The following is an 11,443-nucleotide window of genomic DNA, read 5'->3' as shown; positions in this document are numbered from 1 at the left end:
CCCCCCGCCCCCCCCCCCCCCCCCCCCCCCGGTCTCCCGGCGGCGCCCAGCGAGACGGTATCGGAAAACAGAAAAGGCCGGGCATCGAGCCCGACCTTATTCTAACCCACCCCTAACCCCTCCCTTGCAGGGAGCGGAATGTTGAGCCCTGCTACCCCAGCAACCCATGCCCCTTGGCCCACGCCAGGAACAGCTCGGGCCACAGATGCGCCGGCTTGCCCTCGGTGCGCGTGCCCCAGCCAAAGCCGTGCCCGCCCCGTTCGAACAGGTGCGTCTCCACCGGTACCTTCGCCGCCACCAGCGCCGAGCGCAGTGCCAGAGCGTTCTGCACCGGCACCGTCGCGTCATCCTCGGCATGGCAGAGGAAGCAGGGCGGGGTGTTCGGGCCGACCTGGCGCTCGGGCGAATGCTCGGCGGCCAGTTCGGGCTTGGGATCCTTGCCGATCAGCTGGGTGCGCGAGCCCATATGCGCGAAGCCCGGGTCCATCGAGACGACCGGGTAGGTCGGCGCGGCCAGGATCGGCCGGGCGTCGAGCGTGTCGGCGGCATCGACCGGTGCATAGACCTTCCGGTCGAAGCGGGTGGCGAGATCGGCGCAGAGATGGCCGCCGGCCGAGAAGCCCATCGCGCCGACGCGCTTCGGGTCGATCTTCCACTTCGGTGCCTGGTGGCGGATCAGCCGCATCGCGCGCTGGGCATCGGCCAGCGCGACGTTGCTCGGTTCCTGCCACGGGTCGCCGGGCAGCCGGTAGAACAGCACGAAGGCGGTGATCCCGCGCGCGGCCAGCCAGGGTCCCAGCTCATAGCCCTCCTTGTCGACCACCACCCGCGCATAGCCGCCGCCCGGGATGACCAGCATCGCGGCGCCGTTCGGCTCCTTCGCGCGGAACACGTCGAGCCGCGGCGTGCGGATGTGATCCATCGCGCGATCGGGGAAAGCGGGGTCGGGATTGCGGACGACGACATGGTCCTGGAGGGCCTTGTCGAGCAGCCCGGGCGCTTCGCCGGGCCAGAGCGGGAAGCTGGCATCTGGAGTGGCCGGGCCGGTAGGCGGCGCTACGCTGGCCCTGGCGGCAAGCGGCAGCAACGGGCCGGCAATTCCGGCGGCGGCGAGCAGGTCTCGGCGATCCATGGCGCCGGTCTAACCGCAAGCAGGACGTAAGGGAAAGGGGCGCGGGTAGGCCGGGTGACGCTCTAGGGTACGTCACCCGGCCACGCCCGCATTTCCTATGTAGAGGATTTGCGGGCAGTTACCAGAGGCGGCTGGCCGAAAGCACCGGCCGGCCGCCGATTCTTCACGCATGGCTCCCCAGATAATGGGCCTGGGCAGCCTCGGTTGCGTTGATCGCCAGGATCGAGCGGGCATCGGCGGCGGAGCGGACGCGGCCGCTGCGGTCCGATGCGGCGTCGAGCACCCGGTCGAGCAGCTCCTGTCCCTCATGCCACCAGCCGATTCCGCTGGCGGCGTTGAGATGGCCCTGGGGGCCGGCATCGACGAAGAAGCTGCCCCAGCTCTTGGCGAGATCGCGGGCGCGCTCGATCGAGATCCAGGGGTCGTCCTGGCTCGCGACGGTGATCGAGGGGAAGGGCAGCGGCCTCGCCGGGGCGGGGGAGAAGCCCGCCAGCTCGGACTTCACGTCCGGCCGGTCGACATCCGCCGGGGCCACCAGCAGCGCGCCGGCGACGGGCCAGCCGAACGGCTGGGGCGAAAGCTCGGCCCACCAGGCGACGGCAAGGCAGCCCAGGCTGTGGGCGGCGAGCACCACCGGCGCCTGCGCGCCGCGGATCGCCTGGTCGAGCCTGGTCACCCAGGCATTGCGATGGGGCGTATTCCACATGCCGAGTTCGACTCGGCTGGTATCGGGGCGCGACTGCTCCCAGAGCGTTTGCCAATGTGAGGGCCCCGAGCCACCGAGCCCGGGGACGGTGAGGACGATCGGCGAATGATCGTCAAACGGAGCAAAGATACTCATCAATTGCACTCCAAGGGAGGGCAGGCCGGAGCTCCAATTTATTCCTACTAGATAGATAGGCAATAGGCTCTGCGCCGGATTGAAGCCCGATTGCGCCGAGCTGTTGGGGAGGTTCCAAGACATTGAATTCTCGGTTCCCGGGCTTTCGCCGGGGAACAGCTGACCAACCTTCGACATCTTGAACGCCGCCGCTCCCCTTACGTCCTCTCGTAGAGCGCCTGCTCGGCCGCGCGGCGCTTCTGCAGGCCCGGGAGCACCTTGCCGTCGGCATGGTCCCACAGCGGAAACTGCGCCGCGGCGCCGGCATAGTCGCCGGCCTTGTGGAGTCGCAGCAGCGTGCTGCTCTCGAGATTGGCGACGCCGATATTGTAGGCGAAATCGACCAGCGCATCGAACTGGTTCTGGCTGGTCGGCGCCGATCCGAGCAGCGAGGAGACCTGGGCGGAGAAGCTGGTGAGGTTCGCTTCCAGCCGGGCATCGCACTGCGCCTGGCTCCAAACCGTGTTCTCGACGATGTCGGCACCGGTCGAGCCCCAGCCGATCGTCCAGGGCAGCTTGCCGGTGCCGGGATCGGGATAGGCCTTGAAGCTGCCGTCGGGCTGCTTCTGCGCGCAGCCTTCGAACTCCTGGACGAGCGCGATGCAATTCTGGCTGGGCGTCACGGCGATGCTCTCCCCCTCTCTGGCCCTCTCTTTGGCGCAATGTGCCCCAGCCGGGGTTTGAAGGCGCGCGGCTTTGCATCCGAAGCGGTTGGACCTAAAGGCGCTGCATGCCCAAGCAACGTGCCGACCAGATGCTCGTCGATCGCGGCCTGGCCGAGAGCCGTACCCGCGCCCAGGCGCTGATCATGGCCGGCCTGGTCTTTGCCGGCGACCGCAAGGTCGACAAGCCCGGCCAGCAGCTGCCCGAGGAGACCGTGCTCGACGTGAAGGGCCGCGACCATCCCTGGGTGTCGCGCGGCGGCATCAAGCTGGCGCACGGGCTCGAGCATTTCGGCTGGGACGTCACCGGCGCGGTGGCGATCGATGTCGGTTCCTCGACCGGTGGGTTCACCGATGTGCTGCTGAGCAAGGGCGCTGCGCGCGTCTATGCGGTGGACAGCGGCACCAACCAGCTCGCCTGGAAGCTGCGCCAGGATCCCCGCGTGATCGTCCATGAGCAGACCAGCGCGCGCATCCTGACCGAGGCGCACATTCCCGAGCCGGTCGACGTGATCGTCTGCGACGCGAGCTTCATCTCCCTCGCCAAGGTGCTCGAAGTGCCGTTCCGCTTCGCCCGGCCGGGCGCGCATCTGGTCGCGCTGATCAAGCCGCAGTTCGAGGCGGGGCGCGACGAAGTGGGCAAGGGCGGGGTGGTCCGCGATGCCGCGGTGCACGAGCGCGTCTGCCGCGAAGTGCGCGATTGGGTGGCGGCGCAGGGCTGGGACGTTGCCGGCATCGCGACCAGCCCGATCACCGGGCCCGAGGGCAATGTCGAATTCCTGATCGGAGCGACCCGCGGCTGATGTACAAGCTGTGGACACCCCATATGGCAACGCTTGCGTTTCGGCGCGCTGCAACATAGCCCTTTCGCCGCACACATAACCGGAGGCCGCATTGAGGGAAATCGCATCGAAGGGGCAGCTGAGGCTCGCCTATCTGCGATGGGCCGTGGTCACGGTGCCGTTCATCCTGTTGCTGGGCATCACCTCGGCGCGGCTGGCGCCCTCGGGCAGCGACAATCCCTGGTTCGCCCGGCTGGTGAAGCCGGCGATCATGCCGCCCGAATGGGCGTTCCCGGTCGCCTGGACGACGCTCTACGTGCTGATGGGGCTGGCGCTGGCGATGATCATCAACGCGCGCGGGTCGGCGCTGCGCGGGCCCGCGCTGGTCGTCTTCGCGGTGCAGATGGCGGTGAACCTGGCCTGGTCGCCGGTGTTCTTCGGCATGCACCAGGTCGTGGCGGCGCTGGCGATCATCGGCGCGCTGTTCGTGCTGGCGCTGGTCACCTTCATCCTTTTCGCCCGCATCCGCACCTTTGCGGCGGTGCTGCTGGTCCCGTATCTCGCCTGGATCGCGTTCGCGGGCTTTCTCCTCTATCAGATCCACGAGCTCAACCCGAACGCCGGAAGCCTTGTATCCGCGCGTCCGGCTGACGAAATACAGATCAAGTGATCGCGTAAGGAACACGACAATGCAGACCGACAACCGCCTGTTCGACGATTTCGTGAAGTTCGTGAACGGCGCGGCCGGCACGCTCGCCGGCGTCGCCCGTGAGACCGAAGGTGCCGCGCGCGAGCGTGCCCGCGAGTGGATCGGCGGCATGGACTTCGTTTCGCGCGAAGAATTCGAAGCCGTAAAGGCAATGGCGGTGGCCGCCCGAGACGAGAACGAATCCCTCGCCGCACGCCTGGCGGCACTTGAATCGCAGCTCGCAGCGGCTCCCAAGGCGGCGAAATCGCCTAAAAAGACGGAAGGGCAAGCATAAACACCTTGTCCACAGCTTTTGCGCAGGGTTGCGAACCCTGCGCTTGTGCGGGCCCGGTGCGATTGGCAGATTCTGGCCAAGCAATCCGGCCCCAGTGGAGAAACTGATGCTCGACGAAGCGGAATTCGACCGCGACGACGCAGCCCCTATCGACATGCTCGAAAGCTATTTCGCCGCCCATGGCTGGACCCACAGCCGCGAGGACGACGAGATCGTGGCGAAGGTCAAAGGCAGCTGGACGGAGTATGAGCTTCGCGCGATCTGGCGCGAGGACGACGGCGTGCTCCAGTTCCTGGCATTCCCGGACATCCGGGTGCCGGACGAGCGCCGGATGGCGCTCTACGAGACGGTGGGCCTGGTCAACGAGCAGCTGTGGATCGGCCATTTCGAGCTCTGGTCGCAAAGCGGCATCCTGCTGTTCCGCCACGCCGCGATGATCGATGGCGATGAGCCGACGCTCAGCCTGCCCCAGGCCGAGCTGCTGGTCGAAAGCGCCGTCGATGAGTGCGAGCGCTTCTACCCCGTCTTCCAGTTCGTGCTGTGGGGCGGCAAGACCCCGGCCGAGGCACTGGCCGCTGCCCTGATCGAAACGCAGGGCGAAGCGTGAGCGCCGCTCCGCCGGCCCGCTTGTGGCTGGTCGGCTGCGGCAACATGGCCGGCGCGATGCTGCGCCGCTGGATCGAAGCGGGGACGATCGACCCCGCCAATGTCTTCGTCGTCAACCGCCAGGACCGCGAACTGCCCGCGGGCGTCCGCCAGGGCCGCGCATTCCCTGCCGGTCCGCTACCCGATGCGGTGATGCTCGGCATGAAGCCGCAGCAGATCGACGCGATCGCCGAAGCGCACGGCACCAGCATCGCCGGCGTGCCGCTGCTGCTCTCCATCCTCGCTGGCGTCGAAATCGCCACGCTCGCCTCGCGCTTCGATGCGGGCGCGATCGTGCGCGTCATGCCCAATCTGCCGGTCGCGATCGGCAAGGGCGTGGTCGCGCTGCACGGGCCCGCCAACGGCTCGGTCGAGGCGCTGATGCAGCCGCTCGGGCTGGTCGAGTGGATCGCCGACGAGAAGCTGTTCGACGTGGTCACCGCGCTCGAGGGCTGCGGGCCTGGCTTCGTCTATCGCTTCATCGATGCGCTGGCCTCGGCCGGCGCCGCGCTCGGCCTTCCCGAGGGTCAGGCGCAGCGGCTTGCCATCGCCACCGTGGAAGGTTCCGGCCTGCTCGCCGGCGCTGCGGAGGTCTCGCCTGCGGTGCTGGCGGACCGGGTGGCCAGCCCGGGCGGATCGACCCGAAAGGGGCTCGATGTGCTCGATGCCGACGACGCGCTGAAGAAGCTGCTGCTCGCCACGCTCACCGCTTCCGCCCGGCGTAACGCCGAAATGGCGGCGGAAGCCCGCGGATAGGCCGGAACGCCCGCCGCGCTCCTCCGTTGTTGCGCTGACAGCGAAACATTGGAGGCGTAGCCATGACGACCACCACCGCAACCCGCGACAGCAAGGGCCGTTTCACCGGTTCGAAGCGCACGAGCACGACGCACAATCTCGGGGTGATCGCCGGAGCCGCCGCCGGCGGCGTGGCGCTGGGGGTGCTGGCGCTGCTCGGCCGCAAGGCGGTGATCCAGGCACCCACGGCGCTCGCCGGAAACTGGGACGAAGCGCTTGCCACCGAGCATGAGGCGGTTCGCAAGGTGTTCGACCAGATCGAGGCCAGCGACGAGCATTCGACGACGAAGCGCAACCTGCTGCTCGCGCACCTCAAGCACGCGCTGATGAAGCATGCGGTGGAGGAGGAGAATGTCATCTACCCGGCGCTGCGCGAGGCAGGCCAGAAACAGGCGGCCGACGAACTCACCAGGGAACATGGCTATGTGAAGCAGTATCTCTACGAGTTGGAGAACACGCCCACCGCCTCGCCCGACTGGATAGCCAAGGTCCGCCAGTTCCGCGGTGAGATCGAGGAGCATATGGCCGAGGAGGAGATGCGTCTCTTCCCGATGCTCCGCGCCCAGCTGAGCGACGAGAAGAACAAGGCGCTGACGCTGACGATGAACAAGGAAGGGTTCAAGGTGGCGTGAGCCAATTCCTCCCTCGTCCCCCAGGGGCAAGGGAAGGGGCGCCAGCCCGGTTGCACTCATATCGGCGCCCCAGTCGGTCGTTCAGCCGATAACAGGTTGACCCGAGCCCTGCGCCGGCTCACCGCACGGGCCCGCGCAACCGATGTCGCCTCTTGCAATCCTGTGAGGCGAATTTTGTGCCAACAGATTGAATTTGATGCGATTTTCTCGTTTGTTCTCGAGCGGTTCCTACGATCTTGCGATTGACCTCGGCACGGTAAACACAGTCATCTATCTGAGGGACCGCGGGATCGTCCTCAGCGAGCCCTCGGTGGTTGCGATGGAAACGACAGGTGGCATCTCGCGCGTCCGGGCGGTCGGCGCCGAAGCGAAGCTGATGCTGGGGAAGACGCCCGACAACGTCCGCACGATCCGTCCCATGCGCGATGGCGTCATCGCCGACGTCGATGTCGCGGAGCAGATGATCAAATATTTCATCGACAAGGTCCGCGGCCGTTCGATGCGGATCGGGCGGCGACCCGAAATCGCGATCAGCATCCCGAGCAGCGCCACCCAGGTGGAACGGCGTGCCATCCAGCAAGCGGCCACCAATGCCGGCGCCGGCAAGGTCTATCTGATCGAGGAATCCATGGCAGCGGCGATCGGTGCCGGCTTGCCGATCACCGAACCGCTCGGCGCCATGGTCGTGGACATTGGCGGGGGCACGACCGAGGTGGCCGTCCTGTCCCTCAAGGGCCTGGCCTATAGCGCATCGATTCGTGTCGGCGGAGACCGCATGGACGATGCGATCGCCTCCGCGATCCGCCGCAAGCACAATCTCATGGTCGGCGAAGCGACCGCCGAGCGGATCAAGGTCGAGATCGGCACTGCCCGGCTTCCGGAGGACGGCATCGGCCAGACCACGAAAGTCAGGGGACGCGATCTGGTGAAGGGCATGCCTTCCGAAGTGGAGGTGAACCAGGGCGAGATCGCAAACGCCCTTGCGGACCTGACCGCCCAGATCGTCGAGGCGGTGCATTCCGCGCTCGAGAAAACCGAACCGGAACTGGCCTCCGACATCTTCGATCAGGGTATCGTGATGACGGGTGGCGGCAGCCTCCTCGCGCATCTTGACGATGTACTGTCCAAGGCAACCGGATTGCCGGTCGTAGTCGCGGAGAATGCCCTAATGTGCGTGGCTATGGGTGCGGGGCGTGCGCTCGAGGATCCGGTCTATCGGGGCGCAATGTCATCCACCTGATTGGTCGCCCCGGCCCTGTGCGGTCGGGATGCCTGCCACATAGCCGCACAACATGTCCGCCAGCGCGTCCGACCACGCTGCGATCTCCGCCTCCGTGCGCGGGTTCTGTGAGAAGCGCTCGCCGACGCCGCTCAGCGTCATCTTGATCAGGCCACCCGCCAGCTTCCGTTCCTCCTCGCCCACACCGGGCAGCGCCTCGCGCAGGAACGCGTCGTAGATCCCAGCATTCTCCGCCCGGGCGTGGATCGCCTCGGGCGCGTCGCGGTAGAGCGGGGCGGCGTCGGTCAGCGCGGTGCGGATCGCCGCTTCCTCGCATTCGGACTGGATGAAGGCGTGGACCAGCCGGCGCAGCCGGTCGAGCGGCGGGATGCTCGCATCTTCCAGGATCGCGCGCAGCATCGCCGAGGTCTGCTGCCACTCGTCGCTCTGCAGGCGGAACAGGATCGCCGCCTTGTTGGGGAAATACTGGTAGAGCGAGCCGACGCTCACGCCGGCCCGCTCGGCGACTCGCGCGGTGGTGAAACGCTGCGCGCCTTCCTTCGTCAAAACCTGAACAGCGGCGTCGAGCACGGCCTCGACCAGCTGGTTCGAGCGCGCCTGTCTGGGCTCTTTCCGCGAGGCGACGCGGGTGGTGCGGGCAGGGGGCATACGGGGCTCCGGCCAATGCGAATAGTCAAACCTGACGAACTAGTCGTATTTTCCGGATCAGCAGGCAAGCCCCTGCTTCCACATGGAGAACCCCAAGATGACGACGCTTTCCAGCGCCCCTGTGGCGCCCCTGCTCGCGCGCCTGTTTGCCGAGGTCGATGCCAACCCGCCGGCCGCGAGCCCGCTCTTCGCCGGCACGACCAGCGAGGATCACCGCGCGATGATGCGCAGCAAGACCGGGTATCGTGACTTCTACGCCAAGCTCGCCGATTTCGCCCTGCCGGTCTCGCCTGAGGTGGGCGGGCTGCTCTACATGCTGGTCCGCGCGACGCGTGCTACCTCGATCGTCGAGTTCGGTACCTCGTTCGGCCTGTCTACCCTCCATCTCGCGGCGGCGCTGCGCGACAATGGCGGCGGCCGGTTGATCACCACCGAGTTCGAACCCGCCAAGCTCGCCCGTGCCAAGGCGCATCTCGCCGAGGCCGGCCTGTCCGACCTGGTCGAGTTCCGCGAGGGCGATGCGCTGGAGACACTCTCGACCGAGCTGCCCGAACATATCGACCTGCTGCTGCTCGACGGCGCCAAGGCGCTCTATTCGGACATTCTCGACCGGGTGGAGAGTCGGCTGCGCCGCGGCGCGATCCTGGTGGCCGACAATGCCGATTACTGCCCGGAATATCTGGAGCGCGTCGGTGATGTGGCGAACGGCTACATGTCGATGCCGTTCAGCGACGAGGTGGAGCTTTCGATCCGGCTCTAATTCCCCCGTCATCCCCGCGAAGGCGGGGATCCAGGGTCGCGGGCGATGTCCTGTTTGGTTCTGGATCCCCGCCTTCGCGGGGATGACGGGGTTACTCGCGGATATGACGGGGATGCTACCGCCCCAGCGCCGCCACCACCTGTTTCTCGCTCTCGGGCACCAGTCCTTCGAGCACCGCCCAGAAGCCGCCCACCGCGCCGGGGCCGGCGCTCGAATAGGCCGCCGCCATTTTGCCGCGCAGCGCGTCGAACAGCTCGCCTTCAAGCTTGGCGCCCGCCGGGGTCAGTCGCAACAGCCGCTGGCGGCGGTCCTTCTCGCCGGTGCGCGTCTCGACAAAGCCGCGGTCGCCCAGCTCGGTCAGCACCCGGCCGAGCGACTGCTTGGTGATCGAGAGGATCGCGAGCAGCTCGCTCACCGTCAGGTCCGGCTTGCGGGCGATGAAATAGAGCGCACGGTGATGCGCGCGGCCCAGGCCCTGTTCGGCGAGGCCGGCATCGATCGAGCGGGTCAGATGGGCGTACCCGAAATAGAGCAGTTCCACGCCGCGCCGGATCTCGGGCTCGCGCAGGAACAGCGGGGAGGCAGGAATTGGGGCAGCCATGTTGACGCTTTCTGCCACCGCGCCTAACCCGCTGCAAGCCGCTCAAGGCAGAGTCGGGAAGAGTAAGATGAACACCACCACCAATCTGGATTTCGAGTTCGAAGCGCACACCAACCCGGTCAGCGATGCAGACCGCGCCGTGCTCCTCGCCAATCCGGGCTTCGGCAAGGTGTTCACCGATCACATGGTGGTGATCAAATATTCGGTAGAGAAGGGCTGGCACGACGCGAAGGTCCAGCCGCGGGGGCCGATCCAGGTCGATCCGGCAATGGCCGTGCTGCATTATGCGCAGGAGATCTTCGAGGGCCTCAAGGCCTATCGCACGCCCGATGGCGCGGTCACGCTGTTCCGTGCCGACGAGAATGCCCGCCGCTTCCGCGAGTCCGCCGAGCGGATGGCGATGGCGCCGCTGCCGGAGGAGCTGTTCCTCCAGTCGATCCGCGAACTGGTGAAGATCGACGAGAAGTGGATCCCCGAGATCGAGGGCGGCTCGCTCTATCTGCGCCCCTTCATGTTCGCGAGCGAAGTGTTCCTCGGCGTGAAGCCGGCCAGCGAATATCTCTACATGGTGATCGCTTCGCCGGCGGGCGCCTATTTCAAGGGCGGTGCGCCGTCGGTCACGCTCTGGGTCTCGGAGCATTATACGCGCGCGGCGCCGGGCGGCACCGGTGCGGCCAAGTGCGGCGGCAACTATGCCGCGAGCCTAGTCGCGCAGAAGGAAGCGATCGGCCATGGCTGTGACCAGGTCGTGTTCCTCGATGCGGTGGAGAACCGCTATGTCGAGGAACTGGGCGGCATGAACGTGATGTTCGTGATGGACGACGGCTCGATCATCACCCCGCCGCTGGGCGGCACGATCCTGCCGGGCATCACCCGCGCCTCGCTGCTCACCCTGGCGCGCGAGCAGGGGATCGAAGTGCGCGAGGAGCGCTATTCGATCGACCAGTGGAAGGCCGATGCCCAGAGCGGCAAGCTGCGCGAGGCCTTCGCCTGTGGCACTGCGGCGGTGCTCACGCCGATCGGCCAGGTGCGCGGCAACGGCTATGAATTCATGATCGGCAATGGCGGTCCGGGCATCGTCACGGAGAAGCTCCGCGCCGAGCTCGGAGGCATCCAGCGCGGTACCGTGCCGGACACGCATGGCTGGGTTGAACGGCTGGGCTAAGGCCCTATAAGCCGCCGCTCTGCTGGGGCGTCGCCAAGTGGTAAGGCAACGGTTTTTGGTACCGTCATTCGCAGGTTCGAATCCTGCCGCCCCAGCCAGTGCAATCAACACATATGCATAGATTTTGCGTGCAGAGGGCGGTCATGCCGCGCCTCTTTCCGTAAAATCTCGGCCATTTGCCTCGGGTTTTGCGCCGGCTGAATCGCTCGGCCCGGCTGTCTTCGCGACGTGTGTTTTACCACCCGGTGGACCGCGACGGTCCTCCCGTCACTGCTGCGATCCCGGCATGCGCATCGGCACCGGGAGCGCATTTCGTTGATGTGGCCGAAGAGCCCGTCGGTTGCGAAATGGAGCGGTGGCGCTCGCGTCTGGCCTCGGGTGGCATTCATTGTACAATTGTTTAAAACATGCCGCCTGAGTGGCGTAGGTGATTTGCGACCTTCTTCTCGAGGGAGTGCTGATGGCGCGGTGCCGCGCATCGTTGGAGCGTCGCGAAGACTAGTGCCCCTGTAGCGCTA

The 11,443-nt window shown here is 66.7% G+C and carries 14 protein-coding genes and 1 tRNA gene; 10 read left to right on the top strand and 5 right to left on the bottom strand.

Annotated features, from left to right (window positions below; translation table 11 throughout):
* Positions 1-151: 151 nt before the first annotated feature.
* The 3 genes from AAHM44_RS04005 to AAHM44_RS03995 all read right to left on the bottom strand — a co-directional run bounded on the left by AAHM44_RS04005 (position 152) and on the right by AAHM44_RS03995 (position 2,635).
* Entirely contained in the window at positions 152-1,132 is a 981-nt protein-coding gene (locus AAHM44_RS04005) for an alpha/beta hydrolase (protein WP_342249100.1), read from the bottom strand.
* A 163-nt stretch (positions 1,133-1,295) separates the two neighbouring features.
* Positions 1,296-1,973 (bottom strand): RBBP9/YdeN family alpha/beta hydrolase, encoded by a 678-nt coding sequence (locus AAHM44_RS04000; RefSeq protein ID WP_269576392.1) that lies wholly within the window; start codon positions 1,971-1,973, stop codon positions 1,296-1,298.
* Between the two features lie 197 nt (positions 1,974-2,170).
* Entirely contained in the window at positions 2,171-2,635 is a 465-nt protein-coding gene (locus tag AAHM44_RS03995) for a lysozyme (protein ID WP_342249099.1), read from the bottom strand.
* 107 nt (positions 2,636-2,742) lie between these two features.
* On the opposite strand from AAHM44_RS03995, the gene AAHM44_RS03990 reads away from it, so the two are divergent.
* From AAHM44_RS03990 to AAHM44_RS03960, 7 genes are all read left to right on the top strand, one after another.
* The gene (locus AAHM44_RS03990; RefSeq protein WP_342249098.1) at positions 2,743-3,477 is read left to right on the top strand and encodes a TlyA family RNA methyltransferase; all 735 of its coding nucleotides are present in this window, start codon (positions 2,743-2,745) and stop codon (positions 3,475-3,477) included.
* 91 nt (positions 3,478-3,568) lie between these two features.
* Complete coding sequence (locus AAHM44_RS03985; protein ID WP_269576389.1) at positions 3,569-4,126, top strand: TspO/MBR family protein; 558 nt, start codon at positions 3,569-3,571, stop codon at positions 4,124-4,126.
* Between the two features lie 19 nt (positions 4,127-4,145).
* Positions 4,146-4,439, top strand: a complete 294-nt coding sequence (locus tag AAHM44_RS03980; RefSeq protein ID WP_269576388.1) for an accessory factor UbiK family protein — start codon at positions 4,146-4,148, stop codon at positions 4,437-4,439.
* Between the two features lie 103 nt (positions 4,440-4,542).
* A complete protein-coding gene (locus AAHM44_RS03975) occupies positions 4,543-5,046 on the top strand; it encodes a YbjN domain-containing protein (protein ID WP_446745949.1) in 504 nt (167 codons plus the stop codon).
* Positions 5,043-5,840 carry a pyrroline-5-carboxylate reductase family protein gene (locus AAHM44_RS03970; protein WP_342249097.1) on the top strand — a complete coding sequence of 266 codons (798 nt, stop codon included), beginning with the start codon at positions 5,043-5,045 and terminating at the stop codon, positions 5,838-5,840. Before AAHM44_RS03975 ends, AAHM44_RS03970 begins: the two co-directional genes overlap by 4 nt.
* A 62-nt stretch (positions 5,841-5,902) precedes the next feature.
* Positions 5,903-6,511 carry a hemerythrin domain-containing protein gene (locus tag AAHM44_RS03965; protein WP_269576387.1) on the top strand — a complete coding sequence of 203 codons (609 nt, stop codon included), beginning with the start codon at positions 5,903-5,905 and terminating at the stop codon, positions 6,509-6,511.
* 196 nt (positions 6,512-6,707) lie between these two features.
* Positions 6,708-7,751, top strand: a complete 1,044-nt coding sequence (locus AAHM44_RS03960) for a rod shape-determining protein (protein ID WP_446745948.1) — start codon at positions 6,708-6,710, stop codon at positions 7,749-7,751.
* On the opposite strand, the gene AAHM44_RS03955 is transcribed toward AAHM44_RS03960, so the two are convergent.
* The gene (locus tag AAHM44_RS03955; RefSeq protein ID WP_269576385.1) at positions 7,740-8,399 is read right to left on the bottom strand and encodes a TetR family transcriptional regulator; all 660 of its coding nucleotides are present in this window, start codon (positions 8,397-8,399) and stop codon (positions 7,740-7,742) included. The two genes, AAHM44_RS03960 and AAHM44_RS03955, sit on opposite strands and share 12 nt — an antisense overlap.
* 97 nt (positions 8,400-8,496) lie before the next feature.
* On the opposite strand from AAHM44_RS03955, the gene AAHM44_RS03950 reads away from it, so the two are divergent.
* A complete protein-coding gene (locus AAHM44_RS03950; RefSeq protein WP_342249096.1) occupies positions 8,497-9,159 on the top strand; it encodes an O-methyltransferase in 663 nt (220 codons plus the stop codon).
* 115 nt (positions 9,160-9,274) lie between these two features.
* Here the strand turns inward: AAHM44_RS03950 and AAHM44_RS03945 are convergent, their stop codons facing one another.
* Complete coding sequence (locus AAHM44_RS03945) at positions 9,275-9,760, bottom strand: MarR family winged helix-turn-helix transcriptional regulator (protein WP_269576383.1); 486 nt, start codon at positions 9,758-9,760, stop codon at positions 9,275-9,277.
* Positions 9,761-9,827: 67 nt separating this feature from the next.
* On the opposite strand from AAHM44_RS03945, the gene AAHM44_RS03940 reads away from it, so the two are divergent.
* Positions 9,828-10,925 carry a branched-chain amino acid aminotransferase gene (locus tag AAHM44_RS03940; RefSeq protein ID WP_184168846.1) on the top strand — a complete coding sequence of 366 codons (1,098 nt, stop codon included), beginning with the start codon at positions 9,828-9,830 and terminating at the stop codon, positions 10,923-10,925.
* 23 nt (positions 10,926-10,948) lie between these two features.
* Positions 10,949-11,023: transfer RNA gene (locus AAHM44_RS03935), tRNA-Gln, on the top strand.
* Positions 11,024-11,443 lie beyond the last annotated feature (420 nt).

The sequence above is a fragment of the Sphingomonas sp. OTU376 genome (assembly GCF_038440415.1).
Classification (GTDB): domain Bacteria; phylum Pseudomonadota; class Alphaproteobacteria; order Sphingomonadales; family Sphingomonadaceae; genus Sphingomonas; species Sphingomonas kyeonggiensis_A.
This window is presented reverse-complemented; position numbering and strand designations above follow the sequence as displayed.